Below are 16,786 nucleotides of genomic sequence, written 5' to 3' on the forward strand. Positions count from 1 at the left end.
CCGCATGAGGAGATCGCCATGAGCATCGCCCGCCCCCGCCCGCTGTTCGTCGCGCTCGTCGCCCCCGCGCTCTTCCTCGCCGGCGCCGCCGGCTGCGGCAAGCGGGCCTGCTTTCACTGGACCGCGCTCGAAGGGGCGTGCCCGTCGAGCGACGAGGCGCGCGTGTTCTTCGAGAACCCAGGCTGCGTGAGCTCCATCGACTCCATCGACAGCGAGGGGGATTTCGACGGCGAGCTCTGCTGCTACGACGTCACCACGGTCGACACCGGCGACGAGGAGTGCTTCGCGCAGGGGCCCATGTCCGGCAGCTCCGGCGGCGGGCGCCCCCCGATTCCGAAGTAGCCTGGGGGCGCAGCGCGCGGCCTGCGTGCGCGCCTGCGCCGCGTCACTTGCAGCAGCGGAAGCCGGTCGAGTAGTCGTGGTACCCGCGCGCGTGCGCGGTGGTCTTGTACTCGCAGCCGTCGCCGTGCTTGGCGCTGTCGAGGTAGTAGCCGCCGCGGAAGGTCCCGCGCGGCGCGCTCGTCCACTCGTGCAGGTTGCCCACCATGTCGTGGACGCCGAAGCTGCTCTTGCAGCGGCGGAACGCGCCCGAGGACGCCAGCGTGCCCGGGAGCTGGTTCAGGCGGGCGTCGTTCATGTTGGCCCACGTGAACGCCGACTGCGGGGCCTCGCCCCCCTGGCCGAAGTAGCGGTTGAACGACGAGACGCCGCTGTCGTTGCAGGCGCCGCGCTCCCGCTCGCGCCCGTAAGGGAACACCGTGGCGCGCTTGCCCTTGCACGCGGTGACCCACTCGTCGTCCGTGCAGAGCCGCTTGCCGGCGTTCCGGCAGGCCGCCTCGGCCTGATCCCGGCTGATGTACGCCTGCGGCTTCACGCCGCGCCGGCTCACCGCCTTCACCTTCAGCTTGCCGACCGGCTCGAAGGGCGAGTGCCGGCGCTTTCCGCCGCCGGAGAGCAGCTCGACGGTGCTCGCCTCGAAGCGATCGATGCAGAACGTCCCGCGCACCGAGGCCATCCCCGCCGGGCACGCGGCGCGCGCGGCGGCGGCCGTCCGGGGGCTCGGTAGCCCGAGGACCGCGAGGCCGAGCGCCGCGACGCCCGCGGCGAAGGCCGACGAGCGCGCGAACGACAGGGCGGGCCGGCGCGCGAGGGGGTGAGACGGGAGAGGGGGTCGCATCGCGGAGAGGCCCAGGCCCGGGGCGAGCCTCTGGCCATAGCCGATCCCCGGCGCCGCGGGCAAATCGCCGCAGCTGGCGGAGGCGGGCCCGGACGCGCGCGCTGCTGGCGCTGGACGAGCGGGCGATTTCGGTCACGCTGGCGCTCCCATGACAGCCACCGCCTCGCCCGCCGCCGGCGCCACGGCCGCGGGCTCGCGCGGCGACCTCCCCGCGCCCGCGGGCTCGCCCGGCGATCTTCCCACGGCCTTGCTCCGGAGCTCCCCCGCCGACTTCATCGTCGAGGAGCTCCCCGCTTACGCGCCGAGCGGCCGCGGCGAGCACGTGTTCGTGACCTTCCGCAAGACGGGGCGCACCACGCTCGACGCGGTCCGGGCCATCGCGCTCGCGCTCGGGGCCGACCCGGGCAGCGCCGGCTTCGCCGGCATGAAGGACCGGCACGCGATCACCACGCAGACCGCATCGTTCCAGCTCCCCCTCGCGCAGGATCCGGCGCCCCTGCTCGAGAAGGCCGAGCTGCCCGGGATCGAGGTCCTCGCGGTCGCCCGGCACGACAACAAGCTCAAGCCGGGGCACCTCCTCGGCAACCGGTTCCGGATCGCGCTCCGGGGCATCGCACCCGCGGCGCTCCCGCTCGCCGAGCGCCGCCTCGCCGAGATCGGCCGCGCCGGCGTGCCGAACGCGTTCGGGCCCCAGCGGTTCGGGAGGAACGGCGACAACCCCGAGCGCGCGCTCGCGTGGATCGCGGGCCGGGAGCGCGGGCCCCGCGACAAGCGCGAGCAGCGGCTGCTCTTCTCGGCGCTCCAGTCGCTCTGGTTCAACGAGGTGCTCGCGCGCCGCGAGGCGGACGGCACCTGGAGCGCCGTGCTCCCCGGCGATCTCGCCAAGAAGCGCGACAGCGGCGGGCTGTTCCTCGTGCCGCTCGAGGGCCCGGAGCTCGCGGACGCCGAGGCGCGCGCCGCCGCGCTCGCGATCTCGGCGACGGGCCCGATGTTCGGCCGGAAGATGCGCTGGCCCGAGGGCGCCCCGGGCGCGCTGGAGCGCGAGGTGCTCACCGCGGCGATCGGCGACCCGCGCAGGCTCGACGCGTTCGCCCACGCCGGAGAAGGCACGCGGCGCCCGCTGCGCCTGGAGGTGGACGGCCTGGAGGTATCCACCTTGGAGGCGGCCGCCGGGGAGGCGGCGGTGAGCGCCACGACGCCAGGAGCGGCGGACGATCCGGATGTACGGCACGGAATCGTCGTCTCATTTGTGCTACCGAAGGGCGGCTACGCGACGACCGTCCTTGGGCGAGTCTTCCGGCTCGTCGACGCCTCCGCCCCCCGGCCCTCCATCGGCAGGCCGGGGGCGGGCAGCGCCCCTCCTCCGGAGGCGGACGAAGTCGAGGAAGGGCAGCCCGCCGTCGACCCGTAGATGATCTTCGAAGCGCGGCTCCCCCCCACCCCCCCATCGGAAAGGCACCAAGGAACAAGATGAACCTCGTCGAGTGGCTGCAGCGCATCATGGTCGGATTCGGGGCCGCCTGGGTCATGTGGTTGATGATCGCCCTCAGCGTCGTCTCGGTCGCCATCATCCTGGAGCGCGCCTGGTTCTTCTGGTCGCTCCGCGACGATCTCACCGTCCTCGCGCGGGACCTCAAGACGTCCCTCGACGACTCGATCGAGGCGGCGCGGCGGCGGATGGACGCCTCGCCCTCGGCCGAGGCGGCGGTCGTCGCGGCCGGCCTCGCGGTGGCGCACCAGGGGCCCGAGGCGGCCGAGGAGGCCATGGCCGGCGCCGCGGCGCTCCAGCGCATGAAGCTCGAGCGGCGCCTCGCCTACCTGGGCACGCTCGGCAACAACGCGCCGTTCATCGGGCTGTTCGGCACCGTCATCGGCGTCGTCGGCGCCTTCGACGCGCTCGGCCAGGCGGCGAAGACGCCGGTGGCGCAGGCCACGTCGCAGGCCATGGCGCCGCAGGCGGTCATGTCGAGCATCGCCGAGGCGCTCGTCGCGACCGCGGTCGGCCTCGCGGTCGCCATCCCGGCGGTCGCCGCGAACAACTTCTTCCAGCGCATGATCAAGTCGACGCTCGCCAACACCGAGGCGCTGACGCGCGTCCTGCTCGCGCACCTCAAGATCGATCCGGCGTTCGCCGGGGCCGCGCCCGCCGCCGCCGTCGAGCAGCCGCGCGGCAAGGCCGCGAGGGCGTCGCGGCAGGACGAGCACAAGAAGGGCGGCGCGGGCGAGGAGGAGCGCTGATGGCCGCCACGAGCCGCAACGACGATGACGAGATGATCAGCGGCATCAACGTCACGCCGCTCGTCGACATCACCCTCGTCCTCCTCATCATCTTCATGGTGACGGCGAAGATCATCGTCTCGCAGTCGCTCCCCCTCGACCTGCCGAAGGCGGCGCAGGGGCAGGAGGTGCAGCTCATCTTCGGGCTCGAGCTGCACGCGAACGGCGACACGCTCGCCGACGGCAAGAAGCTCGCGGGCGAGGACGCCATCCTGCCGATCGCGCGCGAGGCCCAGGCGAAGAACCCGGAGCTCCGCGCTGTCATCCGCGCCGACACGACGGTCCCGCACGGCCGCGTGATCCGCGCGCTCGATCTGCTGAAGCAGGCCGGCGTCTCCAAGATCGCGTTCGGCGTGACGCCGATCGCGCCCGAGGCCGGCGCGGCCCCGGGCACGGCGCCGGGCTCCCCCGCCGCGCCTCCCCCGGCGGCCCCTGCGCCCGCAACCCCGAGCCCCGCGCCGTGAGCGCGCCGAGCGAGACCTTATGAGCCAGGTCACGAGCGATCGCGCCGCGGGGGCGGTCCACGACGGGCGCCGCCGGGGCAAGCGCAGCGGCGCTGAGCCCGGGGGCGCCCTTGATCCCTCGACCCCCCTCGCCTCGCCGGCGCCTGCCCGCGCAGGCGATCGCCGGCGCGGCGCGGATCCGCTCGCCGCGGTGCTCGCCCTCGGCGACCGCGCGTCGCGCGTGGGCGCCTTTCTCGGGGTCACGCTGGCGGTCACGAGCCACGGCGCGGCCTCGGCCCGGGCCATCGTCTCGGGGTCGCTGCGCGACATGCGGCACGTGGTCGAGGAGATGCGCACCGGCATCCACGACTACCTCTGGGCGATCTACGAGGTCGACATCCCGCCGCCGAAGGTCGAGGAGCCCAAGCCGCCGGAGCCCGAGCCGCCGCCGCCGGCGCCCGAGCCCGAGCCCGTCCCCAAGGTCGCGCCGCCTCCCCAGGCGAACACCCCGCCGCCCAAGGACGACCCGTACGATCCACCCCCGGCCGCCGCCGAGGCCTCGAAGGTCCTGACGAAAGAGCCGGATCCGGACGAGGTCCTCGACATGACCGATCAGGGGATCGCGAGCGGCGAGGGGCAGGGCGTCGGCTACGGCCAGGTGGCCGGCGCGGGCACGGCGAAGACCCCCACGTTCAACCCGAACGCGAAGGTCGGAGGCGTCGTCGGCGGCAAGGGCACGGGTGACCCCGTCCCGCCCCCGCCCCCCGCAGGGCCGGACCGCTCCGCGCCGCCCGGGCTGATCGGCAGCAGCAACTGGAACTGTCCTTTCCCTCCGGAGGCCGACGTCGACCAGATCGACCAGGCGAAGGTCGTCCTCATGGTCACGGTGCGCCCCGACGGCAGCCCGCTCTCGGTCAAGGTCGTCAGTGATCCTGGACACGGCTTCGGTCGCTCCGCGCGCATGTGCGCGCTCGGCCGTCGCTACAACCCCGGCAAAGATCGCTCGGGCGCTCCGATCGCCGCCACGACGCCGCCCATCACGGTGACGTTCACGCGCTAGCTGCTCGCCGCGAGCTCCCTTTAAATTCGCGTCACGCCCGGCGCCTCGGCTATCCTCCGGGGCAGCTTGTGATCGTCCCCGAACGGATCGAGCAGCTCTCGAAGGTCCCCCTCTTCAAGGGCCTCACCCCGGCCGCGCTGGAGCTCATCTCGCGCGTCGCGAGCGAAGAGACGCACGCCCTCGGCACCAAGATCTTTCAGCACGGGGATCCGGGCGACAAGCTCTACATCCTGCTCGAAGGCAAGGTCCGGATCAGCCGAGAGATCGCCGGGATCGGCGAGGAGGCGCTCGCGGTGCTCGGCCCGGGCGCCGTGTTCGGCGAGATGGCGCTGCTCGACGAGGCCCCCCGCTCCGCCGACGCGCGCGTCCACGAGCGCTGCCGGTTGCTCACCGTGTCGAAGGACGCGTTCGAGGACCTGCTCTTCCTGCACAAGGAGCTCGCGTACGAGGTCCTCTGGAACGTCGTCCGGATGCTCGTCCAGCGGCTCCGCGAGACGAACAACAAGCTCACGTTCCTCTCCGTCTCAGGCAAATTCGAGTAGAGTGCCGGCCAGATCGCCCGGCGACCGTGGGAGCGCGCCTGCGCGGCGCGGCCTGCCGCACGGGGGGCGGCGTCCGGCTCGAACTCAACGTTCCTTGGAGGACTATGGCAGCCAGAATGAAGCACGCAGCGCTCGCCCTCGCGCTCTGGATGGGCGCCTTCGCAGGAGCCTGTGGCCCCAGCACACCGCCGCCCGAGACGGCGGCCGACAAGAACGACTTCGACGGCGAGTCGAGCCCGGACGAGGGCAAGGCGACCGCCGACGCCGAGGGCGCGAAGCCCGCGAAGCCGGAGAAGGCCGCGGAGGCGCAGGAGCACGAGGAGGAGCACGGGGCTCCCGCCAAGTCGACGCCGATCCAGACGACCAAGTTCGAGGCGGATCTGAAGAAGATCGGGATCAACCTCAAGAAGATCCCCGAGCTCGAGAAGCTCCCGGCGGGGCAGAAGAAGAAGGTGATGCCGCTGCTCCAGAAGGCGCTCGGCTACGACACCTGCGAGGGCTGCCACGTCGAGGGCGACTTCAAGAAAGAGACGCGGGACATGAAGATCGCCCGCGAGATGTGGCGCAACTTCGTGGTGCCGCTCCGCAGCGAGAGCGGCGGAACCCTCTTCTGCGACAGCTGTCACGCCGGGAACGAGCACGTCCTGAACCGCAAGGACAAGAAGGCCCTGCAGGCGTTCATGGAGGAGGAGTACCAAAACAAGGTCTCCCGGGCGAACAAGGAGGACATGGAGTGCGGCACGTGTCACGGCGACGCCATGGAAACCAAGATTATCGAGAAACTCTGGAACATCCCCAAATGACGGGTGCCGCCTGGACGACGCGCGAGGCGCCGGTCCAGCGGCGGGGCACGACGGAATCCGGCGAAGCCTCATCGCTCTGCTCGCCGGAAGTTCGTTAACTGCCTTACTTTTCAGCAGGAGCGCCCTCGAGGCCTGCCTGCGCTCCGATCTCGCACCAGCGTCCACTTCCATCCTGCGCCGGCGCTCGGCCGCCTCATCCTCGACGACGGATCACCATGACGGTGGGTCATGCACCGTTTTCGTACTAGATAGGCGGCATGTGCGGTGTGTTCGGAATCTTTGGCCACCCCGAGGCGGCCAACATGGCCTACCTCGGGTTGCACGCGCTCCAGCATCGAGGGCAGGAATCCGCGGGTATCGTCAGCAGCGACGGGGAGCGCCTCTTCGGTCACCGCGCCATGGGGCGGGTGCAGTCCGGCTTCTCTCCGACCGATCTCGCGACGCTGCCCGGCGATCGCGCCATCGGCCACGTCCGCTACTCCACCGCGGGCGGCTCGCACCTGAAGAACGCGCAGCCGCTCGGGGTCGACTACGCGCGCGGCTCGCTGGCGGTCGCGCACAACGGCAACCTCACGAACCATGAGGCCCTGCGCGATCGGCTCGAGGCGCGCGGCTCGATCTACCAGACCGCGAGCGACACCGAGTCGATCGTCCACCTCATCGCGATGAGCAAGAAGGAAGAGCTGCGCGACCGCATCGCGGAGGCGCTCACGCAGGTGGAGGGCGCGTACTCCCTGCTCTTCCTGACCGAGCGCGAGCTCATCGCCGTGCGCGATCCGCGCGCGATCCGGCCGCTCTGCCTGGGCGAGATGGAGAGCGGGAGCGGCGTCACCCACGTGGTCGCGAGCGAGTCGACGGCGTTCGACCTCATCGGCGCGCGCAAGGTGCGCGACGTCGCGCCGGGCGAGATGCTGATCATCAGCGCCGACGGCGTGCGCTCCGAGTTCCCCTTCGCGCAGGAGCCGCGCAAGCTCTGCATCTTCGAGCACGTCTACTTCGCCCGGCCCGACTCGACCATCCAGGGCGTGAGCGTCTACGAGGTCCGCAAGGCGTTCGGCCGGCGCCTCGCCGCCGAGCAGCCCGTCGAGCCCGGCGACGATCTCGTCGTGATCCCCGTGCCCGACTCGGGCGTGCCGGCGGCGATCGGCTTCGCCGACCGCGCGCGCGCCCCCTTCGAGATGGGGCTCATCCGCAGCCACTACGTCGGCCGCACGTTCATCGAGCCGCAGCAGTCGATCCGGCACTTCGGCGTCCGGCTCAAGCTCAACCCGAACCGGGCGGTGATCGAGGGCAAGCGGGTCGTCGTCATCGACGACTCGATCGTCCGCGGGACGACGAGCCGGAAGATCGTCAAGATGATCCGCGACGCCGGCGCGCGCGAGGTGCACGTCCGCATCTCGAGCCCGCCCACGCGATGGCCCTGCTACTACGGGATCGACACGCCCACGCGGTCGGAGCTCATCGCCTCGAGCCACTCGGTGGACGAGATCTCCAGCTACCTGACGGCCGACAGCGTCGGGTACCTCTCGCTGGAGGGCCTCGTCGAGAGCGTGCGGTCTCTCGAGGCGCGCGCCGTGGACGCCTCGGGCGCGCGGCCGTCGGCGGAGAGCTACTGCCACGCGTGCTTCTCCGGGAGCTACCCGATCCCCTTCACGCCGGCCGCGCCGAACCGGCAGCTCCGGATGGTGAGCGGTTGACGCTGCCCCGCTCCGGCGCCGAGGGTCCTCCGATGACCGAGGGGACCGCCGATCACGAGAGCGCGGATCGCTCCGCCGCCTCGGCGCCGCTCTTCGCCCGCGTCGCCGACGAGGTCTCGATCTACGAGGTGAGCCCGCGGGACGGGCTCCAGAACGAGGCGGCGATGATCCCGATCGAGGGCAAGCGGCGGCTCATCGCGGCGCTCGTCGGCGCCGGCCTCCGCAGGATCGAGATCACGAGCTTCGTCTCGCCGAAGTGGGTGCCGCAGCTCGCCGACGCCGAGGAGCTCGCGCGGACGCTCCCGGCCGAGCGGGGCGTGACCTTCAGCGCCCTGTGCCCGAACGCGCGCGGCCTCGAGCGCGCGCTGGCGGTGGGCCTGCGCGAGATCGCCGTCTTCCTGAGCGCGAGCGAGGCGCACAACCGCGCCAACATCAACAAGTCGATCGACGACACGCTCTCGGTGTTCTCGGAGATCGTCCCTCCGGCGCGCGAGGCGGGCCTCGCCGTGCGCGCCTACGTCTCGACCGTGTGGGGCTGCCCGTACGAGGGCGACGTCGACCCTGCCCGGGTCGTGCGCATCGCGGAGCGGCTCATCGACCTCGGCTGCTACCAGGTCTCCCTCGGCGACACGATCGGCGTCGGCACCCCGCGGCAGACGCACGACATCGTCCGCCGCTTCCTCGACGCGATGCCGCCCGAGCGGTTCGCGCTGCACATGCACGACACGCGCGGCACGGCGCTCGCGAACATCCTGGTCGGCCTGGAGCTCGGGGTGCGCGACTTCGACGCGTCGGTGGCCGGCGTCGGCGGCTGCCCCTACGCGCCGGGCGCGGCGGGCAACATGGCGACGGAGGACCTCGTGTTCATGCTCCACGGGATGGGCGTCCGGACCGGCGTCGATCTCGACAAGGTGATCGAGGCGGGGAACGTCGCCGAGCAGGTCATCGGCCGCCCGCTCCCGGGCAAGGTCCACCGCGCCGGCCCGTTCCGGCTCCGCCGCCAGCCGACCCGGGACTGAGCGCGCGGCGCCGGGCCGGCGTCGACCGGCGCGCCGCGCCCGGCCCGCGAGGCCGCCGTCAGTCGCCCGCGATGCACCCGAGGCGCGTGAAGAAGACGTGGTGCTCGCCGCCCTCGCGATCGTCGCGGAAGAGGATGCCCACGTCGCCCTCCGGCCCGAACGTCGCGACCGGGCTGATGCTGTCGCGGGGCGCGAAGGTGAGCCGCTGCTCCGCGCTGATCGGCGCGAGATCCGCGTTGACCGTGACCGCGTAGAGCTCGTAGCCGTCGTTCTGATCGCGGTCGTCCGAGTAGATCGCGAGCAGCCGATCGCCGAGCGGGCGCAGGAACGGGTACCTGGAGCGGAAGGGCCCAGGGTCCGAGATGGGCGTGGGCGGCGTGAGGATCTCGCCGTCCTCCGAGACCGCCGCCGCGTAGATGGCCTTGGGGGTCGCCGACTTGTCGAACCACGCGATGACGTAGCGATCGCGGTTCCAGACCACCGTCGGATAGACCGCGTCCGTCTCGCCGGTCGTCAGCGTGACGACCTCCGAGCGCGGATCGAGCTCGGCGGTGAAGGTCCGGAACTGGATGAAGTGCGTGGTCGCGTCGCCCGTGGACCACGCGACCCCGATGCCGCCCTGGCCGGCCGCCGCGGAGGGCGCCTCGTTGCCGAGGCCGTTCGACGCCTCCGTGAGCTGGACGTTGTCGCCGATCGGGTTGCCGTCGATGTCGATGCGCTGCGCGAACAGATCGAAGAGGCCGTTGCGCTCGTCCTGCCAGACGGGGATGAACTCCGCGTCGTTCCAGGTGAGCGTCACGTTGACGGAGAAGCCGGGCGCCCTCGAGAGCCGCCGATCCCCGCCCTCCACCTTCTGGCCTTTCTCGTCGAGCAGGGAGAAGTACACCTCGTAGTCGCCGTCGCGCCGGTCCTGCCAGGCGGCGCCGTACCGATCGCCGACCCACACGATCGGCCCGCCGGAGGCGTCGCCGTTCTTCGGCGTGATGATCTCCTCGCCCGGCGCGAGCGGCCGCCCGTCGACGCTGATCATCGAGCGGTACACGTTGAAGCCCTGCGTGGTCCCTGTGTAGAGCGACGCGTACGACGTCCCGCTCCAGGCGAGCCCGCCCGAGCCGGCCGGCGCGATGTCGCCCGAGATGCGGGTCGCGTCGGTGTCGAGCGGCACGAAGCGCGCCCCGTTGTCGACCGTGCCGTCGCAGTCGTTGTCGACGCCGTCGCAGATCTCGATCCCCCCAGGGAAGGCCGCGGCGCTCGCGTCGTCGCAGTCGTCGCCGCACGCGAGCGGCTCGCCAGGGATCGTGCCGGGCAGCGCCGCGCGGAACCCGTCGCCGTCGATGTCGAGCGTCGACGGCCCGTAGACGCACGCTCCGGTCGCGCTCTCGCACGTGTCCTTGGTGCAGGGATCGCTGTCGTCACAATCCATCGGCTCCAGCGCGACGCACTCCCCGCCGCGCCGCGGGGCCGCGCCCTCGGGCGAGGGCGCCGCGCCGCCGTCGGGCTGCCCCGCCTCGAAGAGCTGGCAGAACACAGGCTTGCAGAGATCCTCGATGCCGGGACAGTCGGCGTCCACCTCGCACTCCGGCGCGGGCGGCGGGATGTTCAGCCCTGTCCGCGCCCCGCACCCTCCCGAGAGCGACCCGCCGCCGAGAACCGTCCCGAACAGGGCCGCCGCCAGCGCCGCCTTCCGGCGCGCGCGCCGACCCAGGGCGTACGTCGTCACAGACATCCGCCCATCCCCGCGACGTCGATCGGCTCGCACACGAACCCCGGATCGCAGCTGTCGTCGCCGCTGAGCGCGCAGAGCTCGACGCACTGGGTGCCCGAGCCGGTCACCACGCAGGCGAACCCGGCGCCGCACTGGCTGCCGCCGCTGCACGGATCGCCCTGTCGGCCTGGACCGGCCGGCGCGCAGTACGCGCCGTAGATCTCCTGCCCGCACGGCTCGTCCGGATACTGCACGTAGATGAAGCACCCCTCTCCCGAGGCGCAAAAGCCGCTCGACTGATCGTACGGATCGCACGCGAAATCGGTGATCGGCGGCCCGGTGTCGGGACAGCCGGGGTCTTCGTACTCTTCGAGCGGGTCCCTCCCCGGGTCCGAGCCGCCTCCCCCGCCGGTCGGGACGGGCGGAGCGCCGGCTTCGCCGCCGCCCCCGCCGTCCGCGGACGGATCGTCCACGATGACTGTCTGGCCGCAACCGACAGCGAGACCGAGCCCAGGGAGCGGAACGCAGAGGAGTGTCAGGAGGAGCGAGGAGCACCGTCGCATGTCGCCATGCTATCGATTCCTCGCGCGCCCGCCATGCATTTGGCAGCGATGGCAGTGTCCTGACGCCACGACGAGCGGTGGATCGTTTCCCCCAGGCTGCAATCCCACTTGCCTGTTGGCCGGCGCTCTGATGTATCTCTCAACAATGCACACGCGCAACCTGCTCACCATCGCACTCCTCGCAGCTCCCCCTCTGGCGCTCGCCCCTCTCATGGCGTGCGGCGGCGATGACGAGGCGGGAGGAGGTGGAGCGAGCTCCTCCAGCACCACCTCGAGCAGCTCCGGCGAAGGCGGCGGCGGCGGTGAGGCCGGCGGCGGCGGTGAAGGCGGCGCGGGCGGCGCAGGCGGCGCGGGCGGTGGAGACGGCGGCGGCGGCGGCGTGGTCCCCGGTGAGCCCGCCGGCCACCTGCTGATCTCGGAGGTCGCCGTCAGACCGGGAGCGGGCGAGTTCATCGAGATCTGGAACCCGACCGACGCCGAGATCGACCTCACCAACTACTACCTTTCGGACAACAGCGTTTATTATGCCATCACCACGGGTACCGCCTTCGCGCCGACCGGCAGCGCAGGGACGGACTTCCTCGTCCAGTTCCCCCCCGGGACCATGATCGCGGCGGGCGCGCGCCTCGTGCTGGCGAGCGATGACGGCTTCGAGCTCGAGTACCAGCGGTGCGCCGACTTCGCCCTGGACGAGACGGTCATCCCCTGCGAGGGGGGGGACGTGCCGCCCATGATCGCGCCCACGAACGGCGCCCTCGGGGCGCAATCCGGCGCGCTGCTCACCGACGGCGGAGAGATGGTGATCCTCTTCGAGTGGGACGGCACGGAGCGCAGCCCGCTCAAGGACGTCGATTACGTCATCTGGGGCGAGGAGCTGGGGAACTCGGCGATGGTGTACAAGACAGGCAAGACCGGTTATGCCGATGACACCGCGCGCGGCAGCCAGCGGCCGGCCGCGGCCCCCGGCAGCAGGTCGAGCATCGTCCGCTGTAGCGATCTCGAGTCCGGCGAGCTCTTGACCGAAGGCAACGGCATCAGCGGGCACGACGAGACGAGCGAGTGGCTCGACATCAGCTTCACCGTGGCGTCCACGCCGACGCCCGGCGAAGAGAACGATTGCCCGTGAGCTCGGCTCCTCGCCGCGGGGCGGCGGGAGCCCGGGCTCGGCGCGGGGCGCCTCGAACCGATCACTGCCGGGTGATCGTCACCTTCTTGATGACCGGCGGGGTGACCGGGCGTTCTCCCTTGACCTCGACGCCGGCCAGCTTGTGGACGAGCTCCTCGGGCCCGCACTCACCGAAGATGGTGTAGCCGTTGTCGAGGTGGAACGCCGCCGCGTCGGTGATGAAGAACTGCGCGGAGTTCGTGTTCTTGCCGCGGTTCGCCATGCACAGGAGCCCCGCGCGATCGTGGCTGCCGTCCTCCCAGACCTCGTCAGGGATGACGTAACCGGCCTCGCCGGTGCCGTTCTTCTTCGCGTCGCCGCCCTGGATCATGAATCCCTTGATGATGCGGTGGAAGATGGTGCCGTCGTAAGCGGGCTTCTTCTCCCACGTCCCCTCCGGCGTCTTCCAGGGCCTGATCCCTCGCGCCAGGCCGACGAAATTGGCGACGGTGATCGGGGCCTTGTCGTCCAGCAGCTTGCAGGACAGCGTGCCGAGATCGGTCTCGATCGACGCGGTCAACGTCTTGCCCGGCGGGAGCCCCTTGGTGGCGTCGTCGAGCGTCCACTTGCCCTTGACCGGGTCGTCCTCGCTGGGCTTGACCTCGGCGACCGGCTTCGCGGTGACCTTGCGCTTCTGCGGCTGAGGGCGCTCCTTCGCTGCCGTCTCCGCCTTGCCTCCGGCCAGCCCCGTCGACGCAGGCGTGGTCTTCGGCTTCGGCGCTTCCTCGGCCGTGGGCTCGGGGGTCTTCGAACATCCCGCGAGGGCCGAGAGCGTGGCGAGGGTGGCGATGGACTGAATGGCGAGGGTTCGAGCGTTCATCGTGCGACGATTTCCCGCGTCGCGGTCCGGCGGTCAAGGACGAGCGTCGCCGTGGTAGGAAGCGCCATGAGCTCGCGCTGCGCCCTCGCGACCCGTCCGTTCACGTCCATCACGTCCATCACGTCCATCACGTCCATCACGTCCACCTCGCTGGCCATCCCCGCCGCGCTCGCCTCGCTCGTTCCCGCCCTGGGCGCGCTGCTGCTCGGGATCGCCCTTGGCGCGTGCGAGCGCCGCGTCGACGAGCCGCTCCCGCTCACGCCCAGCAGCAACGTGGGCGACGTTGCGCCGCCCGCCTCGACCGGGACGCCGCCCGCCTCGACCGTGGAGCGGGACGCCGGCCGCTGCATCCAGCCGACGCCGTCGACGCCGGAGCGACCGTCTCCAAAGCTCACCGGCCCGGATCCGGCGTGCCCCGAGGACCCGACCGGCCCGTTCCAGCTCGCGACCGGCAAGGTGACCTTCCTCGAGGCCAAGGCCCCCGATGTCACCGTCGAGATCGCCAGGAGAGAGCAAGAGCGCGCCCGCGGCCTCATGTACAGGACGAGCATGGCGGAGAACCGCGGGATGATCTTCGTCTTCCAGCAGCGGAACAATCACTCGTTCTGGATGCACAACACGTGCATCCCGCTCGACATGCTGTTCATCGACAGCGACGGTACGATCGTCGGTATCGAGGAGAACACCCCGACGCTCACCGACTCGACCTTCGACGTCGGATGTCCGTCGACGTACGTCCTCGAGCTGAACGCCGGCTGGGCGCGGCGCCACGGCGTCGTCGCGGGCCAGAAGGTGCGGCTCGAGGGGATCTGACCCGCGCCCGAGCGGCGGATCCTCGGCCGGAGCGTCGTTCTATATCCCGGTGAACAGACCGAGCTGGCGCGGGGGAGCCGGCGACCCGAGCGACGAGCGCGCCGCGCCGGGCGGAGGTGCCGGCGGCGCCGCCGCGTCGAGGACGAGCGGCCCCCGAGGCGGCGCGGCGACGAGGCGCGTGCGCCGGCCGACGAGCGCGTCGCGGGCGGCGTCGAGCGCGAGCTCCGGGCGGTTGTTGACCTCGGAGAGGTGCATCAGCGCGACCGTGTGCGTGCCGCCGGGCAGCGCCGCGAGCAGCTCGCACGCCTGCGCGTTCGCCAGGTGGCCCCGCGCCGAGCGGATCCTGCGCTTGAGGTGCTGCGGGTACGGGCCGGCCTCGAGCAACCCCGCGTCGTAGTTCGACTCGAGCATCACCACGTCGCAGCCGGCGACGTGCTCCAGGAGCCCCGGAGGGACCTCGCCGAGATCCGTCACGAGCGCGGCCCGCCGCGCGCCGTCGTCGACGACGAGCGCGACCTGCGCCGCGTCGTGCGGCAGCGGCGTCGGCGAGAAGGTGAGCGCGCCAACCGCGAACGGCTCGCGCGACGAGAAGGCCCGGACGCGCTCGGGATCGCCGAGCTCCGCCGCGCGCGCGGTCGCCTCCGAGGCGTAGATCGGGATCTTGTGCTTCTTGTTGTACCTGGCGGCCACGCCGACGTGATCGGCGTGCGCGTGTGTGATGACGATCGCGTCGGGCAGCAGCCTGCCGTCCGCGCCGCCCGCGGCCGCCGCCGAGAGGCACTGCTCGAGAACCCGCGGCCCGACGCCCGCGTCCACGAGGACCCGCGTGCCGCGGGAAGCGAACAGCGTGGCGTTGCCTCCGCTCCCGCTCGCGATGATGGTGATCTTCATACCGGGCTCCGGGGACCGGACTACAGGCGGCTCCGTGAGCCGTAGCGCAGGCGAGGGCCCGGCTGCAAGCGCGGAGCCGCGCGAAGCGCTCGCGACCGCGCCCGAACGACGCTACAGGGATCCCACGTCGTGGCGCCCTCCCCTCGCCCCGCTTCAGCCTCTTCCCCCGACACCGACGCGGAGGTGCCGCTCGCCGTGCCGCGCGCCGCCGGCGAGAGCGGCGGTGCGCCGCGCGCCCCCGGCGACAACGATGCGCCGCGAGGCGCGCGCGGCAAGCGGCGCCGCCGCGCCCTGATCGCGGCGCTCGTGGTCGTCGCCGTCGTCGCGGCCGCCGTCGCCGCGCTCGTCGTGCTCGGTCCTCCCGCGCTCCGCCGGCGCATCATCGCCGAGGCCCGCGCGCGCGGCGTCGCGCTCGATCCCGGGAAGATCGACGTCGATCTCGGCTCGATCCGCCTGCGCGACGGCCGCTTCTCCCTGCTCGGGGTGCGCGGGATCTCGGGCACCGTCGCGCGCGCCACCATCGAGCTGCGCGGGCTCTCGCCCGCGCGGATCGCGACGGAAGGCGTCGAGCTCACCCTCGTGGGGACCGACGCCCTGGAGGATCTGCCGGCGTGGGTCGCGCAGTACGGCCCGCGCGCGGCGGCGCTGCCGCTCACCACGGGCCGCGTCCGCCTGGGTCTCCGGGATCACGAAGGCGGACCGGAGGTGCTCGCGCTGGCCGACGGCGCCCTCGAGCGGCGCGCGGCCGCCCCGGTCGAGGGCGCGGCCGCGCCGCCCGGCGCGCCGCGGCCGGAGCTCGGCGTCCTGAAGCAGGCTCGCGTGCTCGTCGCCGGCAAGGAGATCGCGCGCACCGACATCGCCTGGTCCATCGGCGCAGCGTCGATCACCCTGGGCCTCGGCGGCGAGGACGTCGTCTCCGCGCCGCTCAGGGCCGAGCTCCGGCCGCGCCCCTCGCCGAGCGCCTCGATCGAGCTCGCGCCGACGCCGCTCTCCGCCGTGGGCGCGCTCCTCGGCGTCGACGTCGGCGCCTCGACGATGGTCGTCGCCGGAACGCTCGAGCTGCGGCTCGCGGAGGGGGCGGACCGGACCGCCCTGTCCAAGGCGCCGCTCGAAGGGCCGATCGCGCTCACGGTGAAGGGCTTCACCCTGCCCCACCCCAAGGAGCTCGACGGGCTCCTCTTCGGCAACACAACGACCGTCAAGGCGGACGCGCGCCTCTCCGCGGACCGCCAGCGCGTCGCGCTGAGCGGCGTGGAGGTCGCCGCCGGCGCGCTGAAGCTCAAAGGAACGGGCACCGTCGAGCGCAACGGCGCGGACGCCGCGATCGCGATGGATCTATCTGGATCCATCCCCTGCTCGCTCCTGGCTGGCTCTGCCGCGATGTCGCACCTGACCGGCGCCGTGGGGCTGCTCGCGCGCGACCTGGTGAACCGCGCGCTCGCGGGCTCGGTGGCGGTCCAGGTCCGCGTCGACGCGCGCGCGAGCCGGCTGACCGCCGCGCGCGTCACGCCGAGCGCGATCCTCCGATGTAAGCTCCGCTTCTAGCGGATAGCTCGGCCGCGCCAGGTCCCGCGACCCGGATCCAAACAAGAATCCCGGGAGAAGAGCGCCGGCACCTCACCAACGAAGCGAACAGGCATGGAATTTTCCCATCCTGACGTTCAATGTACCCCGTCGTGGCTCGACGGTTGAACTGCTTTTTCCCGGCGCTTTCGCTTCCGAGCACCCCTGTCGCGCGCTGCCGCCCCCTGCGGCTGGACTCCGTCCGAGCGCCGCGAGGATCGGTGAGAGAGGAAGGCGGAGGACGAATG

17 protein-coding genes are annotated in these 16,786 nt (G+C 72.1%); 12 read left to right on the plus strand and 5 right to left on the minus strand.

Annotated features, from left to right (window positions below; genetic code table 11):
- The first annotated feature begins 18 nt into the window (after nucleotides 1-18).
- The gene (locus WMF22_RS23650; RefSeq protein ID WP_438037113.1) at nucleotides 19-342 is read left to right on the plus strand and encodes a hypothetical protein; all 324 of its coding nucleotides are present in this window, start codon (nucleotides 19-21) and stop codon (nucleotides 340-342) included.
- A gap of 43 nt (nucleotides 343-385) precedes the next feature.
- On the opposite strand, the gene WMF22_RS23655 is transcribed toward WMF22_RS23650, so the two are convergent.
- On the minus strand, nucleotides 386-1,177 hold the full coding sequence (locus WMF22_RS23655; RefSeq protein ID WP_438037114.1) for an SUMF1/EgtB/PvdO family nonheme iron enzyme: 792 nt from the start codon (nucleotides 1,175-1,177) through the stop codon (nucleotides 386-388).
- A gap of 148 nt (nucleotides 1,178-1,325) precedes the next feature.
- Here WMF22_RS23655 and truD point away from each other — a divergent pair, with 148 nt between their 5' ends.
- The 8 genes from truD (at nucleotide 1,326) to WMF22_RS23695 (ending at nucleotide 9,018) form a co-directional block, all read left to right on the plus strand.
- On the plus strand, nucleotides 1,326-2,588 hold the full coding sequence (truD, locus tag WMF22_RS23660; RefSeq protein WP_438037115.1) for a tRNA pseudouridine(13) synthase TruD: 1,263 nt from the start codon (nucleotides 1,326-1,328) through the stop codon (nucleotides 2,586-2,588).
- A gap of 59 nt (nucleotides 2,589-2,647) precedes the next feature.
- The gene (locus WMF22_RS23665; protein WP_012236947.1) at nucleotides 2,648-3,415 is read left to right on the plus strand and encodes a MotA/TolQ/ExbB proton channel family protein; all 768 of its coding nucleotides are present in this window, start codon (nucleotides 2,648-2,650) and stop codon (nucleotides 3,413-3,415) included.
- Complete coding sequence (locus tag WMF22_RS23670) at nucleotides 3,415-3,918, plus strand: ExbD/TolR family protein (protein ID WP_437301348.1); 504 nt, start codon at nucleotides 3,415-3,417, stop codon at nucleotides 3,916-3,918. Before WMF22_RS23665 ends, WMF22_RS23670 begins: the two co-directional genes overlap by 1 nt.
- Before the next feature lie 19 nt (nucleotides 3,919-3,937).
- Complete coding sequence (locus tag WMF22_RS23675; RefSeq protein ID WP_437301349.1) at nucleotides 3,938-4,957, plus strand: energy transducer TonB; 1,020 nt, start codon at nucleotides 3,938-3,940, stop codon at nucleotides 4,955-4,957.
- 68 nt (nucleotides 4,958-5,025) lie between these two features.
- On the plus strand, nucleotides 5,026-5,499 hold the full coding sequence (locus WMF22_RS23680) for a cyclic nucleotide-binding domain-containing protein (RefSeq protein WP_012236950.1): 474 nt from the start codon (nucleotides 5,026-5,028) through the stop codon (nucleotides 5,497-5,499).
- A 116-nt stretch (nucleotides 5,500-5,615) separates the two neighbouring features.
- Nucleotides 5,616-6,302, plus strand: a complete 687-nt coding sequence (locus tag WMF22_RS23685) for a hypothetical protein (protein ID WP_437301350.1) — start codon at nucleotides 5,616-5,618, stop codon at nucleotides 6,300-6,302.
- Nucleotides 6,303-6,559: 257 nt separating this feature from the next.
- A complete protein-coding gene (gene purF, locus WMF22_RS23690) occupies nucleotides 6,560-7,999 on the plus strand; it encodes an amidophosphoribosyltransferase (RefSeq protein WP_437301351.1) in 1,440 nt (479 codons plus the stop codon).
- Nucleotides 8,000-8,031: 32 nt separating this feature from the next.
- Nucleotides 8,032-9,018, plus strand: coding sequence for a hydroxymethylglutaryl-CoA lyase (locus WMF22_RS23695; protein ID WP_437301352.1), 987 nt, complete (start codon nucleotides 8,032-8,034; stop codon nucleotides 9,016-9,018).
- 58 nt (nucleotides 9,019-9,076) lie between these two features.
- Here the strand turns inward: WMF22_RS23695 and WMF22_RS23700 are convergent, their stop codons facing one another.
- Nucleotides 9,077-10,744, minus strand: coding sequence for a putative metal-binding motif-containing protein (locus tag WMF22_RS23700; protein WP_438037116.1), 1,668 nt, complete (start codon nucleotides 10,742-10,744; stop codon nucleotides 9,077-9,079).
- Nucleotides 10,735-11,196: a hypothetical protein gene (locus WMF22_RS23705; protein ID WP_437301354.1), complete on the minus strand. Its 462-nt coding sequence runs from the start codon at nucleotides 11,194-11,196 to the stop codon at nucleotides 10,735-10,737. The genes WMF22_RS23700 and WMF22_RS23705 overlap by 10 nt, the downstream gene beginning before the upstream one ends.
- Before the next feature lie 235 nt (nucleotides 11,197-11,431).
- On the opposite strand from WMF22_RS23705, the gene WMF22_RS23710 reads away from it, so the two are divergent.
- Complete coding sequence (locus tag WMF22_RS23710; protein ID WP_438037117.1) at nucleotides 11,432-12,412, plus strand: lamin tail domain-containing protein; 981 nt, start codon at nucleotides 11,432-11,434, stop codon at nucleotides 12,410-12,412.
- Between the two features lie 61 nt (nucleotides 12,413-12,473).
- On the opposite strand, the gene WMF22_RS23715 is transcribed toward WMF22_RS23710, so the two are convergent.
- A complete protein-coding gene (locus tag WMF22_RS23715) occupies nucleotides 12,474-13,271 on the minus strand; it encodes a peptidylprolyl isomerase (protein WP_437301356.1) in 798 nt (265 codons plus the stop codon).
- Nucleotides 13,272-13,337: 66 nt separating this feature from the next.
- Between WMF22_RS23715 and WMF22_RS23720 the strand changes: the two genes are divergently transcribed.
- Nucleotides 13,338-14,084 carry a DUF192 domain-containing protein gene (locus WMF22_RS23720; protein ID WP_438037118.1) on the plus strand — a complete coding sequence of 249 codons (747 nt, stop codon included), beginning with the start codon at nucleotides 13,338-13,340 and terminating at the stop codon, nucleotides 14,082-14,084.
- A gap of 39 nt (nucleotides 14,085-14,123) precedes the next feature.
- On the opposite strand, the gene WMF22_RS23725 is transcribed toward WMF22_RS23720, so the two are convergent.
- The gene (locus tag WMF22_RS23725) at nucleotides 14,124-14,975 is read right to left on the minus strand and encodes an MBL fold metallo-hydrolase (RefSeq protein WP_438037119.1); all 852 of its coding nucleotides are present in this window, start codon (nucleotides 14,973-14,975) and stop codon (nucleotides 14,124-14,126) included.
- Nucleotides 14,976-15,104: 129 nt separating this feature from the next.
- Here WMF22_RS23725 and WMF22_RS23730 point away from each other — a divergent pair, with 129 nt between their 5' ends.
- A complete protein-coding gene (locus tag WMF22_RS23730) occupies nucleotides 15,105-16,520 on the plus strand; it encodes a hypothetical protein (RefSeq protein ID WP_437301359.1) in 1,416 nt (471 codons plus the stop codon).
- The last annotated feature ends 266 nt before the right edge of the window (nucleotides 16,521-16,786 follow it).

It is taken from the genome of Sorangium sp. So ce204 (assembly GCF_051526795.1).
Classification (GTDB): Bacteria; Myxococcota_A; Polyangia; order Polyangiales; family Polyangiaceae; genus Sorangium; species Sorangium cellulosum_B.

What these genes read in the sequence shown, in the direction of transcription:
- WMF22_RS23720 (WP_438037118.1), top strand. Translation starts at nt 13,338, where the DNA reads ATGAGCTCGCGCTGCGCCCTCGCGACCCGTCCGTTCACGTCCATCACG.
- WMF22_RS23700 (WP_438037116.1), bottom strand. Translation starts at nt 10,744, where the DNA reads ATGTCTGTGACGACGTACGCCCTGGGTCGGCGCGCGCGCCGGAAGGCG.
- WMF22_RS23665 (WP_012236947.1), top strand. Translation starts at nt 2,648, where the DNA reads ATGAACCTCGTCGAGTGGCTGCAGCGCATCATGGTCGGATTCGGGGCC.
- WMF22_RS23695 (WP_437301352.1), top strand. Translation starts at nt 8,032, where the DNA reads ATGACCGAGGGGACCGCCGATCACGAGAGCGCGGATCGCTCCGCCGCC.
- truD (WP_438037115.1), top strand. Translation starts at nt 1,326, where the DNA reads ATGACAGCCACCGCCTCGCCCGCCGCCGGCGCCACGGCCGCGGGCTCG.
- purF (WP_437301351.1), top strand. Translation starts at nt 6,560, where the DNA reads ATGTGCGGTGTGTTCGGAATCTTTGGCCACCCCGAGGCGGCCAACATG.
- WMF22_RS23725 (WP_438037119.1), bottom strand. Translation starts at nt 14,975, where the DNA reads ATGAAGATCACCATCATCGCGAGCGGGAGCGGAGGCAACGCCACGCTG.
- WMF22_RS23715 (WP_437301356.1), bottom strand. Translation starts at nt 13,271, where the DNA reads ATGAACGCTCGAACCCTCGCCATTCAGTCCATCGCCACCCTCGCCACG.
- WMF22_RS23670 (WP_437301348.1), top strand. Translation starts at nt 3,415, where the DNA reads ATGGCCGCCACGAGCCGCAACGACGATGACGAGATGATCAGCGGCATC.
- WMF22_RS23650 (WP_438037113.1), top strand. Translation starts at nt 19, where the DNA reads ATGAGCATCGCCCGCCCCCGCCCGCTGTTCGTCGCGCTCGTCGCCCCC.
- WMF22_RS23710 (WP_438037117.1), top strand. Translation starts at nt 11,432, where the DNA reads ATGCACACGCGCAACCTGCTCACCATCGCACTCCTCGCAGCTCCCCCT.
- WMF22_RS23685 (WP_437301350.1), top strand. Translation starts at nt 5,616, where the DNA reads ATGAAGCACGCAGCGCTCGCCCTCGCGCTCTGGATGGGCGCCTTCGCA.
- WMF22_RS23655 (WP_438037114.1), bottom strand. Translation starts at nt 1,177, where the DNA reads ATGCGACCCCCTCTCCCGTCTCACCCCCTCGCGCGCCGGCCCGCCCTG.
- WMF22_RS23675 (WP_437301349.1), top strand. Translation starts at nt 3,938, where the DNA reads ATGAGCCAGGTCACGAGCGATCGCGCCGCGGGGGCGGTCCACGACGGG.